17 protein-coding genes are annotated in these 17,183 nt (G+C 71.7%); 14 read left to right on the plus strand and 3 right to left on the minus strand.

The window, feature by feature from the left end:
- Positions 1-12 precede the first annotated feature (12 nt).
- The 4 genes from AB0O53_RS13640 to AB0O53_RS13655 all read left to right on the plus strand — a co-directional run bounded on the left by AB0O53_RS13640 (position 13) and on the right by AB0O53_RS13655 (position 3,947).
- A complete protein-coding gene (locus tag AB0O53_RS13640; RefSeq protein ID WP_365195301.1) occupies positions 13-702 on the plus strand; it encodes a glycerophosphodiester phosphodiesterase in 690 nt (229 codons plus the stop codon).
- Positions 702-1,937 (plus strand): sensor histidine kinase, encoded by a 1,236-nt coding sequence (locus tag AB0O53_RS13645; protein ID WP_435886651.1) that lies wholly within the window; start codon positions 702-704, stop codon positions 1,935-1,937. Before AB0O53_RS13640 ends, AB0O53_RS13645 begins: the two co-directional genes overlap by 1 nt.
- On the plus strand, positions 1,934-2,605 hold the full coding sequence (locus AB0O53_RS13650; protein WP_350987693.1) for a response regulator: 672 nt from the start codon (positions 1,934-1,936) through the stop codon (positions 2,603-2,605). The genes AB0O53_RS13645 and AB0O53_RS13650 overlap by 4 nt, the downstream gene beginning before the upstream one ends.
- Before the next feature lie 148 nt (positions 2,606-2,753).
- A complete protein-coding gene (locus AB0O53_RS13655) occupies positions 2,754-3,947 on the plus strand; it encodes a serine hydrolase domain-containing protein (RefSeq protein WP_365195305.1) in 1,194 nt (397 codons plus the stop codon).
- Here the strand turns inward: AB0O53_RS13655 and AB0O53_RS13660 are convergent.
- The 3 genes from AB0O53_RS13660 to AB0O53_RS13670 all read right to left on the minus strand — a co-directional run bounded on the left by AB0O53_RS13660 (position 3,937) and on the right by AB0O53_RS13670 (position 7,201).
- The gene (locus AB0O53_RS13660) at positions 3,937-4,413 is read right to left on the minus strand and encodes a hypothetical protein (protein WP_350987695.1); all 477 of its coding nucleotides are present in this window, start codon (positions 4,411-4,413) and stop codon (positions 3,937-3,939) included. The genes AB0O53_RS13655 and AB0O53_RS13660 overlap by 11 nt on opposite strands.
- Before the next feature lie 77 nt (positions 4,414-4,490).
- On the minus strand, positions 4,491-5,669 hold the full coding sequence (locus tag AB0O53_RS13665; protein ID WP_350987696.1) for a polyamine ABC transporter substrate-binding protein: 1,179 nt from the start codon (positions 5,667-5,669) through the stop codon (positions 4,491-4,493).
- A gap of 92 nt (positions 5,670-5,761) precedes the next feature.
- Entirely contained in the window at positions 5,762-7,201 is a 1,440-nt protein-coding gene (locus tag AB0O53_RS13670; RefSeq protein ID WP_350987697.1) for a gamma-aminobutyraldehyde dehydrogenase, read from the minus strand.
- Positions 7,202-7,370: 169 nt separating this feature from the next.
- Between AB0O53_RS13670 and AB0O53_RS13675 the strand changes: the two genes are divergently transcribed.
- From AB0O53_RS13675 to AB0O53_RS13720, 10 genes are all read left to right on the plus strand, one after another.
- Complete coding sequence (locus tag AB0O53_RS13675; protein WP_365195310.1) at positions 7,371-7,874, plus strand: Lrp/AsnC family transcriptional regulator; 504 nt, start codon at positions 7,371-7,373, stop codon at positions 7,872-7,874.
- A complete protein-coding gene (locus tag AB0O53_RS13680; protein WP_350987698.1) occupies positions 7,859-9,238 on the plus strand; it encodes an aspartate aminotransferase family protein in 1,380 nt (459 codons plus the stop codon). The genes AB0O53_RS13675 and AB0O53_RS13680 overlap by 16 nt, the downstream gene beginning before the upstream one ends.
- Before the next feature lie 185 nt (positions 9,239-9,423).
- A complete protein-coding gene (locus tag AB0O53_RS13685; RefSeq protein ID WP_350987699.1) occupies positions 9,424-10,179 on the plus strand; it encodes an ABC transporter ATP-binding protein in 756 nt (251 codons plus the stop codon).
- Positions 10,161-11,234 carry a hypothetical protein gene (locus AB0O53_RS13690; protein ID WP_365195312.1) on the plus strand — a complete coding sequence of 358 codons (1,074 nt, stop codon included), beginning with the start codon at positions 10,161-10,163 and terminating at the stop codon, positions 11,232-11,234. The genes AB0O53_RS13685 and AB0O53_RS13690 overlap by 19 nt, the downstream gene beginning before the upstream one ends.
- A gap of 26 nt (positions 11,235-11,260) precedes the next feature.
- Positions 11,261-12,352, plus strand: a complete 1,092-nt coding sequence (locus AB0O53_RS13695) for an LOG family protein (protein ID WP_350987701.1) — start codon at positions 11,261-11,263, stop codon at positions 12,350-12,352.
- Between the two features lie 80 nt (positions 12,353-12,432).
- Positions 12,433-13,338 carry a DMT family protein gene (locus AB0O53_RS13700; protein WP_350987702.1) on the plus strand — a complete coding sequence of 302 codons (906 nt, stop codon included), beginning with the start codon at positions 12,433-12,435 and terminating at the stop codon, positions 13,336-13,338.
- A 117-nt stretch (positions 13,339-13,455) separates the two neighbouring features.
- Positions 13,456-14,088 carry a hypothetical protein gene (locus tag AB0O53_RS13705; RefSeq protein WP_350987703.1) on the plus strand — a complete coding sequence of 211 codons (633 nt, stop codon included), beginning with the start codon at positions 13,456-13,458 and terminating at the stop codon, positions 14,086-14,088.
- A gap of 135 nt (positions 14,089-14,223) precedes the next feature.
- The gene (locus tag AB0O53_RS13710; protein ID WP_350987704.1) at positions 14,224-14,484 is read left to right on the plus strand and encodes a ferredoxin; all 261 of its coding nucleotides are present in this window, start codon (positions 14,224-14,226) and stop codon (positions 14,482-14,484) included.
- Entirely contained in the window at positions 14,481-15,884 is a 1,404-nt protein-coding gene (locus AB0O53_RS13715) for an NAD(P)/FAD-dependent oxidoreductase (protein WP_350987705.1), read from the plus strand. The genes AB0O53_RS13710 and AB0O53_RS13715 overlap by 4 nt, the downstream gene beginning before the upstream one ends.
- Before the next feature lie 39 nt (positions 15,885-15,923).
- Positions 15,924-17,180 carry a cytochrome P450 gene (locus tag AB0O53_RS13720; RefSeq protein ID WP_350987706.1) on the plus strand — a complete coding sequence of 419 codons (1,257 nt, stop codon included), beginning with the start codon at positions 15,924-15,926 and terminating at the stop codon, positions 17,178-17,180.
- Positions 17,181-17,183: the final 3 nt, after the last annotated feature.

Raw genomic sequence — 17,183 nt, forward strand, 5'->3', positions numbered from 1 at the left:
AAGAATGGGGCCATGCGCACCCTGACTGCCATCGGCCACCGCGGCGATCCCTACCGTGTCCGTGAGAACACCCTGCCCTCGATCCGCTCCGCCTTCGCCCGCGGGGCGGACGCGGTCGAGGTCGACGTACGGCTGACCCGTGACGGGGTGCCGGTCCTCCTCCACGACGAGTCGCTCCAGCGGTTGTGGAACCACGACGTGCGGCTCGACGAGATCTCCGCGGCGCAGCTGAAGGAGCTCACGGAGGGTGCCGTTCCGACCCTGGGCGACGCGCTGATGTCGGCCGGGGCGGGCCGGCTGATGCTCGACCTCCCGGGCGCCACGCCGGAGGCGGTCCGCACCGTCGTGGGCCTGGTCGGGGAGTGCGGCGCTCGCGAGCGCACGTTCTACTGCGCGGGCCCCGACTCGATGCTGGCGCTCCGCGCCGCCGACCCCGGCGCGGAGATCGCACTGACCTGGACCACGCTGTCGCCGCCCCGGCGGGTCCTGATCGACGCGGTGGCGCCGCGCTGGCTCAACTACCGCTTCGGGCTGGTGAGCCGGGAGCTGGCCGACGCCCTGCACCGCGACGGCCTGCTGGTGTCGGCCTGGACCGCCGACACCAAGCGGACGATGAAGCGGCTCATCGCGGCGGGGGTCGACGCGATCACCACGAACCGGGTGGACGCGCTGACGGCCGTGCGGGCCGAGTTCGCCCGGTGATACCCGCGCCGGGGCGGCTGGTCCGGCGGCTGCGCGGGGCCCGCCCGTGGGTGGTGGACCTGGGCCTGACCGTGCTGGTGCAGCTGGCCGTCACGATGCCGTTCGTGCTGCCGCGGGAGCCCGGGCTGCCGCCGGTGACCTGGGCCTCGTACGCGCTCACCACGCTGGGGGTCGTGCCGCTGGTGTGGCGGCGGCGCCGGCCCGTCCTGGTACTCGTGGCGATCCTGCTGATCGGCGGCGTCTACAAGGTGGCCCTCGACGGACCCGGCCAGCCGCTCCCCTACGCCGGACTGATGGCCTTCTACACGGTCGCCGTGCAGTGTCCCGGCCGGGTGCGGGCGGGGGTCGGGGCGGGGTCGGTGGTGGCCGTCGCCGCGTCCGTGGGGCTGGGGACGGGCACGGCGAGGGAGCTGTCGTTCACCCTGTTCTGCGCGGGCGCCGCCTACGCGCTGGGCCGTCTCCAGTACACCCGGCAGGCCTACACCGCGGCCGTGGAGGACCGGGCGGCGCAGTTGGAGCGCACCCACCGGATCGAGGCGGAGCAGGCCGTGGCCCGGGAGCGGGCCCGGATCGCACGGGAGATGCACGACATCCTCTCGCACGCCGTCAGCATCATGATCGTGCAGGCGGAGGCCGGGCCGGTGGCGGTGCGACGGGCGCCGGAGCGGGCCGAGGCGGCCTTCGAGGCGATCTCGGAGACGGGCCGGGAGGCGATGGCCCAGCTGCGGACGATGCTGGGGGTGCTCCGCGAGGCGGACGGCCCCGCGCCGCGCGAGCCGCAGCCGGGGGTGGCGGCGCTCCCGGCGCTTCTGGACCGGGTGCGCGGGGGCGGGGGCGGGCCGGAGATCGTCTACGAGGAGACGGGCGGGGTCGGGGCCCTGCCGTCGGCGGTGGACACGGCCGTGTACCGGATCGTGCAGGAGGCGCTGACGAACGTGGTGAAGCACGCGCGGGCCCGACGGGTGAGCGTACGGCTGCACCACGGGGCCGGGGAACTGGTGGTCACGGTGACGGACGACGGGCGGGGGCCGACGGGCGGAAGCGGAAGCCGCGGTGACGGAAGCGGCGCCGCCGGCGCCGCCGCCGGTGCCGGTCGCGGCGGGCACGGGCTGATCGGGATCAGGGAGCGGGCGGCGGCCCACGGCGGGACGGCGCAGTGCGGGCCGCGGCGCGACGGCCCCGGCTTCCGGGTGCGGGCGGTCCTTGTAACCTCGCCGCTGGAGGTGGGGAGTTGACGATCCGTGTGGTGGTGGCCGACGACCAGGAGCTGGTGCGCAGCGGGTTCGCGATGATCCTCGACGCCCAGGAGGACATCGAGGTGGTGGCGGAGGTCGGCGACGGCGCGGCGGCGGTGGCGGCCGTGGAGCGGCTGGCACCGGACGTGGCGCTGCTGGACGTGCGGATGCCGGCGCTGGACGGGATCGAGGCGTGCCGGTCGATCTCGGCGCGCAGCGCGTGCCGGACGGTGATGCTGACGACCTTCGACTCGGACGAGTACGTGTACGAGGCCCTGCACGCCGGGGCGAGCGGGTTCCTGCTGAAGGACGTGCGGCGCGACGACCTGGTCCACGCGGTACGGGTGGTGGCGGCGGGCGAGTCCCTGCTGGCGCCCTCGGTGGCACGCCGGCTGATCGAGGAGTACACGGCGGCGACGCTGCGGGCGCCCGCGCTGCCGGCGGAGCGGCTGGAGGTGCTGACGGCGCGGGAGCGGGAGACGCTGCTGCACCTGGGGCGCGGGATGTCGAACGCGGAGATCGCGGCGGCGCTGGTGGTGAGCGAGCACACGGTGAAGTCGCATGTGGGCAACGTGCTGGCGAAGCTGGGGCTGCGGGACCGGATCCAGGCGGTGATCTGCGCGTACGAGACGGGCCTGATCGCGGCGGGTGCTCCCTCCGGGGAGTGAGGGGACGGCGTGTCGCCTCCCTCGCGCCGGTGAGTTGTCGTACCGGTGAAGACCCCTCTCGCTGGTGATCCGCGAACCCGTTGTGAGCTGGAGCATTGAGGTCATCGGGGCGCAGGGCCCCGAGTGGTCTCAGGGGGAGCACACCGTCATGAACGTGAAGACGCGCACGCTGATCGCAGCCGCACTGGTCGTCGGGATCGCCTCGGGTCCGGCCGTCGCCCACGCCGCGCCGGTGCCGGTGCCCGCCTCATCGCAACGGATCGCTCCGACGGTTTCGACACCGCCGGACGCGGCCGCGCTGGAAGCGGCGATCGCAGGGCTCGGCCCGCGGCACGAGGACGCGACGGCCGCGCTGGTCCGGGTGGGCGGCACGGCCGGCCGCTGGCAGGGCGCTTCGGGGGTGGCCGACATCCGTACGGGGCGCGCCGCGGTCGAGCAGGGCCGCTTCCGGGCGGGGTCCGTGACCAAGGCCTTCACGGCGGCGGTCGTCCTCCAGCTGGCGTCGGAGGGGCGGGTGGATCTCGACGGGCCGGTCCGCCGCGTCCTTCCCGGGACCGTGCCCGCCCGCTACGGGGCCGTCACCGTGCGGCAGTTGCTCAACCACACCAGTGGCATCCCGGCGGCCGACGGGCCTGGGGACTCCTTCGAGGCGCAGTGGGAGCACCGGTTCGACGTGACCGATCCGCCGGCGCAGGTGGCCAACGCGGTCGCGAAGGAGCGGGAGTTCGCGCCGGGCTCGGCCCAGCACTACCTGAACATCAACTACACGGTGCTCGGCGTGCTGATCGAGAAGGTGACGGGCATGCGGTACGAGGACGCCGTCGGCGCCCGGATCCTGGAGCCGCTGGGCCTGCGCGGGACGTCGTTCCCGGGGCGGACGGGGACGAGGATCCACGGCCCGCACAACCGGGGCTACCAGGCGATACCGAGGGCGGACGGCTCGCGCGAGCTGCGTGACGTGACCGAGTGGAACTCCTCGGACCGGTGGGCGGCGGGCGACATCATCTCGACGACGGCGGACCTGGAGCGCTTCACCGTGGCCCTGTTCGGCGGTCGGGTGGTGCCCAAGGACCGGCTGGAGGAGATGTTCACGGTCCCGGACGTGAAGGACTTCGCGAGCGGCGAGCCGGCGGTGATGACGGCCGGCCTGTCCAGGACCGTCCTGCCGGACGGCACGGTGGCCTGGGGCAAGACGGGCGGGCGGTACGGCTACAACACCGCGATCGGCGCGACCCGGGACCTCTCCCGCACCCTGGTCTACTCGGTGAACGCCACCGACGCCAAGGGCCGGGAGATGAACCCGGTGGCCCTCGGCATCGTCATGGCGGCCTTCACGCGGTAGCGGCGGCCCGCTCGGTCTCCAACTGCTTGATCATGCGGCGCAGGATCAGGAGCGGGATCACCCCGAAGACACCGAACGAGATGTCGATGACGCTCCACCAGAAGGGGATGCCGCGGATCGGGCCGCAGATCAGGGCCAGGGGGACCACTCCGGCGCAGGCGATCATGCCGGCCTCGACGATCCAGATGTTGCGGACGGGGTCGCGGTACACGCCGTAGAAGAAGACGGCGATCACGAGGTGGGCGAAGGCGAGCCAGTCGGTCCCGTACAGGAGGAAGGGGTAGTCGGCATCGGCCCGCTCCAGTCCCTCGCCCACGCGCCGCAGCCATATGTTGTCGATCAGGGCGTTGGACCAGCGCAATTCGCTGACCAGCGGAAAGGCCGTGATGCCGCTGAGCACGAGGCAGACGACGAAGAGGATCAACCAGGCACGGATCCGCCGCTCAAGGGCGCTTCTCTCGCTCATGGAAGGAAGCCTACGCGCGTTTCTGAACGCGTTCAGCCATGTGACTGAACACGTTCAGTTCCGTGTCCGGACCGTGATCAAAGTCCGACGATCGCGTTCCACCGCCGGGCGAGGGAGCGACGCTCGGCCGAGGAGATGTCCCGGGCCACGGCGAGCCGCCTGCGCATCCCGTCGTCGGGGAAGACCAGCGGGTTCTCGGCGAGTTCGGCGGTCTCCCTGTCGTCGGAGGCGGCCAGCACCTCCCGGGCCGCCGGGACGGGGCAGACGTAGTTGACGGAGGCGGCGAGTTCCGCCGCCACCTCCGGGTCGTAGTAGTGGTCGACGAGGGCCTCGGCATTGGCCTTGTGCCGGGCCAGGTTGGGGACGAGCAGGCTCTCGGCCCAGAGTTCGCCCCCTTCCTCGGGGACCACGAACTCGATGTCCGGGTTGTCGGCCTGGAGCTGGATGGCGTCGCCGGAGTAGGCCTGGCAGGCCAGGACATCGCCCTTGCTGAGATCGGAGGTGTAGTCGTTGCCGGTGAAGCGGCGGATGTGCTTCTTCTTCACCAGGCTCTCGACGTGGTCGCACACGCGGTGGAAGTCGGATTCGGTCCAGCGCGTGACGTCGACCCCGTTGCCCTGCATGAGCAGACAGAAGGATTCGTCCAGCCCGGAGAAGAGCGTGACCCTGCCGGCCAGGTCGGGGTGCCACAGGTCCCGGACGGACTTGATCTCCCGGCCCAGGGCCCTGCGGTTGTAGGCGATGCCGGTGATGCCGGACTGCCAGGGCACGGTGTGCAGCCGGCCCTCGTCGAAGGCCGGGGAACGCAGCTGCGGGTCGAGGTGGCGGGTGACGTTGGGCTGCGCCGACCGGTCCATCTTCTGGGCCCAGCCCAGATGGACGAAGCGGGCGGCCATCCAGTCGCTGACCACGACCAGGTCGTGGCCGGTCTCCTGGCGGTTCATCAGGGCCGGGCTGACCTTGCCGAAGAACTCGTCGTTGTCGTTGATCTCCTCGGTGTAGGAGACCTCGATGCCGGTCCGGTCGGAGAAGGCCTCCAGGGTCGGGCGGCGCTCCTCGTCCTCCTCGTCGGTGTCGATGTAGAGCGGCCAGTTGGAGAAGGCGACACTGCGGTCGCGCTCCGAGCGGTCGGGGCCCACCCGCCCCTCCTCGGGCACGTAGGCGGGGGGAACACCGCATCCGGCGAGGGCGGCCGACAGGCCCGCGGCACCGAGTCCGGCCAGCGCGGCACGGCGGGAGAAGGCGAGTTGAGGCATGGGCACAGCCTCCGCGAACGCCGAAGGGCGGGCAATAGACATGTTGTCTACTGCCCGCCCCATCAACGCCCTGCTGTGATCGATGCGGCCGATCAGCCGTCGAGCGAGGTCATCACGTGCTTGATGCGGGTGTAGTCCTCGAAGCCGTAGGCGGAGAGGTCCTTGCCGTAGCCGGACTTCTTGAAGCCGCCGTGCGGCATCTCGGCGACGAGCGGGATGTGGGTGTTGATCCACACGCAGCCGAAGTCGAGGTTCTTGGACATCCGCATCGCGCGGCCGTGGTCCTTGGTCCACACGGAGGAGGCGAGGGCGAACTCGACGCCGTTCGCGTACTCCAGGGCCTGGGACTCGTCCGTGAAGGACTGGACGGTGATGACCGGGCCGAAGACCTCGTTCTGGATGATCTCGTCGTCCTGCTTGAGGCCGGAGACCACGGTCGGGGCGTAGAAGTAGCCCTTCTCGCCGACCCGGTGGCCGCCCGCCTCGACCTTGGCGTGGGCGGGGAGGCGCTCGATGAAGCCCGCGACCTGCTTCAGCTGGTTGGGGTTGTTCAGCGGGCCGTAGAGCACGTCCTCGTCGTCCGGCGCGCCCGTCTTGGTGTCCGCGGCGGCCTTGGCGAGCGCGGCCACGAACTCGTCGTGGATCGACTCGTGCACGAGCACGCGGGTGGCGGCGGTGCAGTCCTGGCCGGCGTTGAAGTAGCCGGCGACCGCGATGTCCTCGACGGCCTTGGCGAGGTCGGCGTCCTCGAAGACCACGACCGGGGCCTTGCCGCCGAGCTCCAGGTGGACGCGCTTGACGTCCTTGGAGGCGCTCTCGGCGACCTGCATGCCGGCGCGCACCGAGCCGGTGATGGAGGCCATCGCCGGGGTGGAGTGCTCGACCATGGCCCTGCCGGTCTCGCGGTCACCGCAGATGACGTTGAAGACGCCCTTGGGCAGGACCGAGTCGATGATCTCCGCCATCAGGACGGTGGAGGCCGGGGTGGTGTCGGAGGGCTTGAGCACGACCGTGTTGCCCGCGGCGATGGCCGGCGCGAACTTCCACACGGCCATCATCATCGGGTAGTTCCACGGCGCGACCTGGGCGCAGACGCCGACCGGCTCGCGGCGGATGATCGAGGTCATCCCGTCCATGTACTCGCCGGCCGAGCGGCCCTCGAGCAGACGGGCCGCACCCGCGAAGAAGCGGATCTGGTCCACCATCGGCGGCAGCTCCTCGCTGGCCGTGAGGCCCAGCGGCTTGCCGGTGTTCTCCGACTCGGCGGCGACGAGCTCGTCCGCGCGCGCCTCGAAGGCGTCCGCGATCTTCAGCAGCGCCTTCTGGCGCTCGGCGGGGGTGGTGTCGCGCCAGCCCGGGAACGCGGCCGCGGCAGCGGCCATGGCGGCGTCGACATCGGCCTGGCCCGAGAGCGGGGCGGTCGCGTACACCTCGCCGGTGGCCGGGTTGACCACCTCGGTGGTCCGCCCGTCGGCGGCGTCCTTGAACTCCCCGCCGATGTAGTTGCGCAGACGACGCAGTTCGGTGGTCACTACAGCCACACTCCTGATCACATGTCCAACGATTGAGACGTTTACCAAAGCCTAGCCCCTAGGCGGAGGCTTTCGACAGACCCGGACGCCACCACCTACGAAATCAGTGAGATCCGAGTCTTCAAACAACGAATTTCATCGATTCCGTCTTGCGGAACAGACGACCCTCGTGCACAGTGAGGTCGTGGTCAGTCGAAGCGCAGATTCCAGGAACAGACAACCGTCCCCTTCGGTCGATGCTGTGTCCCTGGCGATCATCGAGCAACTGCAGGAGGACGGTCGCCGTCCCTATGCATCGATCGGCAAGGCCGTGGGCCTGTCCGAGGCGGCCGTACGCCAACGCGTGCAGAAGCTGCTCGACCAGGGCGTCATGCAGATCGTCGCCGTCACCGACCCGCTCACCGTGGGCCTGCGGCGCCAGGCGATGGTCGGCATCAACGTCGAGGGCGACCTCGACCCGGTGGCCGACACGCTGACCGCGATGGCCGAGTGCGAGTACGTGGTGATGACCGCCGGCTCGTTCGACCTGATGGTGGAGATCGTCTGCGAGGACGACGACCACCTGCTGGAAACGATCAACAAGAAGATCCGCACGCTCCCCGGCGTGCGATCTACCGAAAGCTTCGTTTACCTGAAGCTGAAGAAGCAGACCTACATGTGGGGAACCCGATAACCGTGACCCAGGACCTGTCCAAGACCGCGTACGACCACTTGTGGATGCACTTCACCCGCATGTCGTCCTACGAGAACTCCCCCGTCCCCACCATCGTCCGTGGTGAGGGCACCTACATCTTCGACGACAAGGGCAAGCGCTACCTGGACGGTCTCGCCGGACTGTTCGTGGTCAACGCCGGTCACGGCCGCAAGGAGCTGGCCGAGGTCGCCTACAAGCAGGCGCAGCAGCTGGCCTTCTTCCCCGTGTGGTCCTACGCCCACCCGATGGCCGTCGAGCTCGCCGAGCGCCTGGCGAACTACGCCCCGGGCGACCTGAACAAGGTCTTCTTCACCACCGGCGGCGGCGAGGCCGTCGAGACCGCCTGGAAGCTCGCCAAGCAGTACTACAAGCTGCAGGGCAAGCCCACCAAGTACAAGGTCATCTCGCGTGCGGTCGCCTACCACGGCACCCCGCAGGGCGCCCTGTCGATCACGGGCCTGCCGGCCCTCAAGGCTCCGTTCGAGCCGCTGGTGCCCGGCGCGCACAAGGTGCCGAACACCAACATCTACCGCGCCCCGATCTACGGCGACGACCCCGAGGCCTTCGGCCGCTGGTGCGCCGACCAGATCGAGCAGCAGATCCTCTTCGAGGGTGCCGACACCGTCGCCGCCGTCTTCCTGGAGCCGGTGCAGAACGCCGGCGGCTGCTTCCCGCCGCCGCCCGGCTACTTCCAGCGGGTCCGCGAGATCTGCGACGAGTACGACGTGCTCCTCGTCTCCGACGAGACCATCTGCGCCTTCGGCCGCCTCGGCACGATGTTCGCCTGTGACAAGTTCGGCTACGTGCCGGACATGATCACCTGCGCCAAGGGCATGACCTCGGGCTACTCCCCGATCGGCGCCTGCATCGTCTCGGACCGCATCGCCGAGCCGTTCTACAAGGGCGACAACACCTTCCTGCACGGCTACACCTTCGGCGGGCACCCGGTGTCCTCCGCGGTGGCGCTGGCCAACCTCGACATCTTCGACAAGGAAGGCCTCAACCAGCACGTGCTGGACAACGAGGGCGCCTTCCTCCAGACGCTGCAGAAGCTGCACGACCTGCCGATCGTCGGCGACGTCCGCGGCAACGGCTACTTCTACGGCATCGAGCTCGTCAAGGACAAGGTCACGAAGGAGTCCTTCACGGACGAGGAGACCGAGCGCGTGCTCTACGGCTTCCTCTCCAAGGCCCTCTTCGAGAACGGCCTGTACTGCCGGGCCGACGACCGTGGCGACCCGGTCATCCAGCTGGCGCCGCCGCTGACGGCGGACCAGGGCACCTTCGACGAGATCGAGGGGATCCTGCGCTCGGTGCTCACCGAGGCCTGGACCAAGCTGTGACCGGGCTGTAAACGGTCCGAGGCTGCAATAGTCCGAACACACGGCCCGGATCCTCCGTTCGAGTGAGAACGCGGGGGTCCGGGCCGTGTGCTGTCGGCATCCAAGCGGTTCATCTCTTTACATCTCATTGCGGCGCCAGTGACCGGAAGGGCTCCGTTTCGTTCCCTCGGACGGAGGTGTACGCCATGGTGGCCCCACCGGAGAATGCCCCGCCGGACAACGACGTGCTCTGGGCGCGCTCCTTGCACTACGCGCACGACGGTGCCCCCGCCCTCGTCGGCGTCTCCCTCGGAGTCCGCCAGGGCGAGATCGTGGCCCTGACCGGCCCCCGCGGCAGCGGCAAGACCACTCTCCTGCGCTGCCTGTCCGGACAGCTGCGCCCCTCCGAGGGCGAGGTCTGGTTCAACAGCGTCCCCGTGCACACCCTGGGCGACCTGGTCCGCGAGCGGCTGCGCCGCGACCGCTTCGGCTGGCTCGGCAGCGAGCCACAACTGCTGCCCGAGCTGAAGGTCTGGGAGAACGCCGCCCTGCCGCTGCTGCTCTCGGGCGCCTCCCACCGCAGCGCCAAGCACGCCGCCTGCGAATGGCTCGACCGCCTCGACATCGGCGCCTTCGCCCGCAAGCGCCCCGCCGCCCTGACCCGCGCCGAGTGCCAGCGGGTCGCCCTGGCCCGGGCCCTGGTCACCGTGCCCTCGGTGATCTACGCGGACGAGCCCACCGCCCCGCTGCACCGGGCCGACCGGGCCCTGCTGCTGCGGACGCTGACCACCGCGGCCCGCTCCCACGAGATCACCGTGCTGCTGGCCACCGACGACGAGGCCACCGCGGCCGTCGCGGACCGCCGGCTGGACCTGGTCGACGGCCGGCTCTCGGTGAACGGCGCCGCGCCCGCGCTTCCCGACACCCCGGAGGGTCAGGCCGCGTGCTCGCTCTCCGCCTAGCCCGCGGCTCCCGGCCCCTCGTCCAGCTGCGGCGGCTGCTCGTCGCCGCCGCCTCCGCCGGGACCGGCTTCCTGCTGCTCTATGTACTCGCCGGAGCCGTGGCCCGGCCCGCCGGATCGTTCCCTCGCCTGCTGTGGGCCCTGGTCCCGCTGGCCGCGACGGTCCACTTCGCCGTCGCCGTCGCCCGGGCCGACCCCGCCACCCGGCCCCGCGAGGGGCTGGACGCCGCCGGGCTGGGACCCGTACGCCTGGCCATCGCCGCCGCGATCTCCACGGCCGTGGCCTGCGCCCTGGGCAGCGCCCTGGCCCTGGCCCTCTTCCTGCACCTGCGCGGGGACCTCTCCGGCCTGCCGTTCGACGGCTCCGGCGCCCGGCTCCTGCACGCCGAGCAGCCGCTGCCCGTGGCGGCCGCCCTGACCCTGCTGGCCCTCGTACCGCTGACCGCCTCGGCGGCCACCGTCCTCGCGCTGCGTCCGCACCGGCCGCTGGCTCCGCAGACCGCCCTGCCCTGGGGCATCGCGCTCACCGCGTGCGGGCTCGCCACCGAGGCCTACGCCGGCCGGGACGGCGGCGGGGTCCTCGCCGGATGGGCGCTGACCGCCGTCGGGCTCGCCCTCGCCGGACCGGGTCTGGCCTACGCCTGCGGCAGCCTGGTCCAGGCCGTGCGCCCGGGTGCGCTGCGGCTGCTGGCCGGGCGGTCCCTGCAGGAGCAGGCCTCCCGGATCGGGCCGCCGCTGGGCGTGCTGTGCTCCGTCGTCGCGGGGGCCCTGACGGCCCTGGCCCTGCGGGACCGGGGCGGGCTGCACGTACCGCTCGGTCCGCTGGCCTGGCCGGCGGCCGCCCTGGTGGCCCTGTGCGCCGCAGCGACCCTTCTCACATCCGCGACGCAGACCCGCCGGACCGAGACCGCCGGACGCAAGGCCCTGCTCGATCTGGCCGCTCCCGCAAGGGTCCTGCGCACCGCGGCGGGTCTGCGGGCCACCGCGCTCGTGGCCGTGTGCGTACCCCTCAGCTGGGGTGTGGCACAGCTGACGTCGCTGGCGCTGACCCGCTGAGGCATACAGCCCTTAGGGTGGGCCGAATGGTCAACCCAGACATCGAGATCGAGACGCTCGCCGAATTCGACCAGGTCGTGGCACGCGGCTCGCTCAGCGGCTACCGGATCCAGTCGGTCAACCTGCTGGAGCGGACCTTCGCGCTGCTGGCCGCCGACACCTCGGCGGCCGTCTTCCTGGGCTGTGCGATGGAGCCCGATGCCTCGGCGAAGGTCCGTGCGGACGGGGCGCTGGTCTTCCCGCCCGTTCCCGACCTGCCCTTCAACCCCTACCGGGGCCTGCTCTACACGCCGGAGGAGCTCTTCGAGGGGCTCCCCGACGGCTACGAGGCCACCCCGGACGCCGAGACGTACGCCTGGTTCCAGGAGACCGGGACCGACGGTGACGTCTTCTCCTCGATGCTGCGCTCCGTCCATGACGACGCGGTCTCCGACGCCCTCGACGAGCACCTCGGCGCCATGGGCGTGGTGGGCGTGATGGGCGGCCACGCCCTGTCCCGGGACAGCGAGGACTACCGCGGTGCCGCGGAGCTCGGCCGGGCGCTGACCCGGTCCGGGCTGACCGTGGCCACGGGCGGCGGCCCCGGCGCGATGGAGGCCGCCAACCTCGGCGCCTACCTGGCACCCGCCCCGGACGAGGCCCTCGCGGAGGCCCTCGAACTGCTCGCCAAGGCCCCCTCCTTCGAGCCGTCGGTGTCCGACTGGGCGCGCGCGGCCTTCGCCGTACGGGAGCGCTGGCCCGGCGGCGGCGACTCGGTGGGCATCCCCACCTGGTTCTACGGACACGAGCCGCCGAACGCCTTCGCGGCGCACATCGCCAAGTACTTCGCGAACGCCACCCGGGAGGACGGGCTGCTGGCCCGCTCCACCGCGGGCGTGGTGTTCCTGCCCGGCGCGGCCGGCACCGTCCAGGAGATATTCGACGCCGCGACGCCCAACTACTACGGGTCCCGGGGCGAGCCGGCGCCGATGGTGCTGGTCGGCCGCACCCACTGGACCGAGCACCTCCCGGCCTGGCCCCTGCTGCGCGCACTGGCCCGGGGCCGGGCGATGGAGCCGCGGATCGCGCTCGTCGACTCGGTCGACGAGGTGCCCGGCGCACTCGCTTCGATGAGCTGAGTTCCGCAGGCAACTTCCGGGCCGTTTCCCACGTCTGGCAGAGGTACCGCAAAACCTGCCAGACGTGAACGGAGCCATCGGTGCTCATAGGCCTGCTGACCGCTGTCGCGGCATCCATCTGCTACGGCACGGGATCCGTGCTGCAAGCCGTCGGATCGCGCCGCGCCGCCCGGATGTCCCCGGCGGCGGCCGGGGTGACCGCCCACGGCGGCCCCAACCTCTCGTCCACCGCGAAGGCGGCGATGACGTGGGAGTTCATCGTCGGCACGATCCTGGACTTCGTCGGCTTCGGACTGGGGGCCCTGGCCGCCCGCCTCCTTCCGCTCTTCCTCTCCCAGACGGTGATCAGCGCCAACCTGGTCATCACCGCCGTGCTGAGCGTGAAGATGCTCGGCATCCGGCTCACCCGCAAGGAGTGGGCCTCGATCGGCGTCGTCTGCACCGCGCTGGTGCTGCTGGCGACCGCGGCGGGACACGAAGGCGGCCACCACGCGCCGATGTCCACGCACTGGTGGCTGCTGGGGATCACCGCGCTGCTGATGGTGGGCGGCACGGTGGCCGTCCGCCTCCTCGGCGGCGGGGCCGCGATCCTGGCGGGTCTGCTGTCCGGTCTGGGCTTCGGCGCACTGGGCGTCGGCGTGCGGATCCTGAACGGCGTCGACCCGTTCGACCTCGGCGCGCTCCTCACCGACCCGGCCCTCTACGCCATCCTGCTGGCCGGCATCGGCGGCATGTACCTGCACACCGTCGCCCTGCAGATCGGCTCGGTGAACGGGGCGACCGCGGCCCTCGTCGTCGGCGAGACGGTGCTCCCCGGCGCGATCGGCGTGCTCTGGCTCGGCGACGCCTCGCGCCCCGGCCTGGCCTGGCTGGCGGTCGTCGGCTTCGTCATGGCCGTGACCGGCGCGGTGGCGGTGGCCTGGTACGGCAAGCACGAGGGCGCCGAGGAGGAAGCCCCGGCCCCGGTGCCGGAGCCGGTCGGCTGACCGCCCGGCCGGCCGGGCGGAGCGGCGCCACGCTCCCTCACCCGGTCGGCCGTCCCCCGGTGGTGGCGCGGCGACGGCTGTCGCTTGCTGGGACCGGGGGGAGAGAGCGAGGGGTTCATGGAGCCCACGACCGATCGGCTGAAGACACCGCGCGCGGCCGGTATGGCCGGAGTCGCCTTCGCCCTGCTCCTCGGTGCGGCGATCGTCCTGATGCGGATCTCCATTCCCGGCGACGCCGCCGACGCGACCATCGACCAGGACCGCCGCTGGGCCGTCCAGCTGGCCCTGCAGATCGTGCCCTTCGCCGGCATCTTCTTCCTCTGGTTCATGGGCGCCCTGCGCGCGCACACCGGCGCGGCCGAGGACCGGTTCATCGCCACCGTGTTCCTCGGCAGCGGCTTCGTCTTCGTGGCCACCCTGTTCGCCGCCGCCGCGGCGGCCGGCACCGTGCTGAACGAGGAGACGCCCTCCGACTTCGGCCGCCACTACGCCTACACCCTGCTCGCCACGTACGCGATGCGCATGGCCGCGGTCTTCGTCCTGGCCACCTCGATGATCGGGCGGACGCTCGGCGTCTTCCCCCGGCCCCTGGCCCTGCTGGGCACCCTCGTCGGCCTGGTCCTGATCGTGGTGGGCTCCGGCGTGCCCTGGTCCGAGATGCTGTTCCCGGCCTGGGCCCTGGTGATCAGCCTCTACATCCTGCGGGTCCGGCGCACGACCGTGCACGCGGACGGCTCCGGTCCGCCCTGAACCCCTCCTGACCTGGCGGTCCGTGCTCCGGCAGGCGGCCTTCGGGTACCGCGTGCATGCTGGTGGACAGGGGAGGAACCGGGGGGTACCCGGGGGGCGACGGGGATCAACAGCCGAGGGAAAGGCAGATCCGTCATGAGGCTTGTCGTCGACCTCAACCGCTGCCAGGGATACGCCCAGTGCGCTTTCCTCGCTCCCGACGTCTTCGCCATGCACGGCGACGAGTCGCTCCTCTACAACCCGGAGGCGGCCGCCGAGCAGCAGGAGAACGTCGCCCGCGCCGTGGCCGCATGCCCCGTCGGGGCGATCCTGCTCGAGATCACGGACGAGGACATGGCGGGCGTGGTGTCCCAGGAGGCCGCTGGGGCCGGCGCCGGTTCCGGAGGCCCCCGGTGACCGGTGAACGCGCCCGCGACGGGGCACTGGAGCAGCTCAAGCGCGAGGGCCGCATCGTCGTCGTCGGCGCTTCGCTCGCGGGGCTGCGGGCCGCCGAGACCATGCGGGAGAAGGGGTTCGCCGGTTCGCTCACGATGATCGGCGACGAGCCCTACGAGCCGTACGACCGGCCCCCGCTGTCCAAGCAGGTCCTGCTGGGCAACGCGGTCGCGGACCACACCGCGCTCCCCCGCCGCCGGGCGATCGACGCCGACTGGCGCCTCGGAGTCCCCGCGACGGGCCTGGACATGGCCGCCCGACGGGTCCGCCTCGGCAACGGCGACGAGGTCGAGTACGACCGGCTGCTGATCGCCACCGGTGTCCGCGCCCGGCCCTGGCCCAACGAGGAGGAGGGCTCCCTGCAAGGGGTCTTCGTCCTGCGCACCCGCGAGGACGGCGAGGGGCTGCAACGCGCCCTCGCCGACAACCCCCGCCGGGTGCTCGTCATCGGAGCCGGGTTCACCGGATCCGAGATCGCCTCCGCCTGCCGGGAACGCGGCCTGAACGTGACCGTCGCCGAACGGGGCGACGCGCCGCTGGTCGGCGCCCTCGGCGGGGTGATCGGCGCGGTGGCCGCCGAGATGCACCGGGAGCACGGGGTCGACCTGCGCACCGGCGTCATGGTCACCGCTCTGGAGGGCGACCCCGCCGGCCGGGTCCGCGCGGCCCACCTGTCCGACGGCTCCACCATCGAGGCCGACGTCGTGGTCGTCTCGCTCGGCGCACAGCGCAATACCGAGTGGCTCGCCGGGTCCGGACTGGGCGCCGGGCCCCGGGGCATCGCCTGCGACGCGGGCTGCCGGGCCTTCGACATCCGGGGCATCGTCACCGACGACATCTACGTGGCGGGTGACGTGGCGCGTTCCCCGCACGCGCTGTTCGGCTACCAGTTCCTGTCCCTGGAGCACTGGGGCAACGCCGTCGCGCAGGCCGACACCGCCGCGCACAACATGCTCAGCGAGAGCGCGGACCGCCGCCCCCACCTGTGGGTACCGGCGTTCTGGTCCTCGCAGTTCGGCGTGAACATCAAGTCCGTCGGGGTGCCGCCGATGGGCACCGAGATCCTCGTCACCCAGGGCTCGCTGGCCGAGCGCCGGTTCGCCGCCGTCTACGGCTACCAGGGGCGCGTGATCGCCGCCGTCACCTTCGACAACTGCAGGTGGCTGCCGTTCTACGAGCACCAGATCGAGACCACCGCGCCGTTCCCGCCGCCGTTCTCCACGGTGGACCGCAGGCCGGAGGGGAACAAGCCGGTGCCGGCGGACTTCCCCGACCCCTCGGTCCCGACCCACGGCCCGACCATCACCCTCAGCGGCTACTCGCCGGCCGACCGGAAGATGACCTTCACCCCCGGGCGCTGACCGCGCCGCGACCGCCCCCGAGGATCACGAGGACCCGTCATGACCCAAGCCCTCCTGCGGGAGATCATCGACTACGCGAACCGGGCCAACCCGTATCCGCTGTACGAGGAACTCCGCAAGACCCCGGTGTCCCACGATGGGAACGGCCCGTACGTCATCAGCACGTACTACGAGATCCAGAGCCTGCTGCACGACCCCCGGATCAGCTCCGACGCGCGCAACCTGAAGTCGACGGGTGACGATCCGCTCGGGGAGTCGGCCGACGACGGAGGATCGGCCCTGCCGCCCTCGTTCCTCAAGCTCGACCCGCCGGACCACGACCGCCTGCGCCGGATGACGAACCGGCCGTTCGGGCCGCCGCACGCCCCGCACCGGGTGCACGACATGCGCGACGAGCTCCACGGCCTCGTCGGCGGGCTCATCGACAACATCGCCGCCACGGGGAACCTGGACCGGGTCGACCTGGTGGACCAGTTCGCGTACCCCTTCCCGGTGACGGTGATCTGCCGGCTGCTCGGGGTGCCCCACGAGGACGAACCGCGCTTCCACGTCTGGGCGGAGACCCTCGCCGCCAGCCTGGACCCCGACCCTGACGGGGACCCCACCCAGCGCGGCAAGGACACCACGGACGCGCGCATGGAGCTGGGCATGTACCTGGCCGGCCTCATCGAGGAGCGGCGCAAGAACCCCGGCGACGACATGCTGTCCCAGCTGGCGACCGCGGACGGCCCGGACGGCGCGATGACCACGATGGAGGCACTCAGCACCTCCGCGCTGCTGCTGATCGCGGGCCACGAGACCACGGTCAACCTGATCACCAACGGGATGCTGACCCTGCTGCGCCACCCGGACGTCCTCCAGCGGCTGCGCGAGGACCCGGCGCTGTCCGTCCCGATCGTGGAGGAGCTGCTGCGGTACGAGCCGCCGGTGCAGCTGCTTCCGCAGCGCACCACGCTCTCCGACATCGAGGTCGCGGGGGTCAACATCCCCAAGGGCGCGTCCCTGTGGCTGGTCCTGGCCTCCGGCAACCGCGACCCCAAGCGGTTCGAGAACGCCGACCGCTTCGACCCGGACCGCAAGGACATCCAGCACCTGGGGCTGGGCAGCGGCATCCACAGCTGCTTCGGAGCGCCGCTGGCCCGGCAGGAGGCGCAGCTGGCGCTGAGCGAACTGGCCCGCCGGCTGGAGAACCCGCGCCTGCTGGAGGACCCGCCTCCGTACCGTCAGAACGCGGTGCTGCGCGGCCCCCGGCACCTGCAGATCGCCTGCGACGGCGTGCTGCCGAAGGCCGCCTGAGGA

Source organism: Streptomyces erythrochromogenes, from assembly GCF_040684695.1.
In the GTDB taxonomy this organism is placed as follows: Bacteria; Actinomycetota; Actinomycetes; order Streptomycetales; family Streptomycetaceae; genus Streptomyces; species Streptomyces erythrochromogenes_C.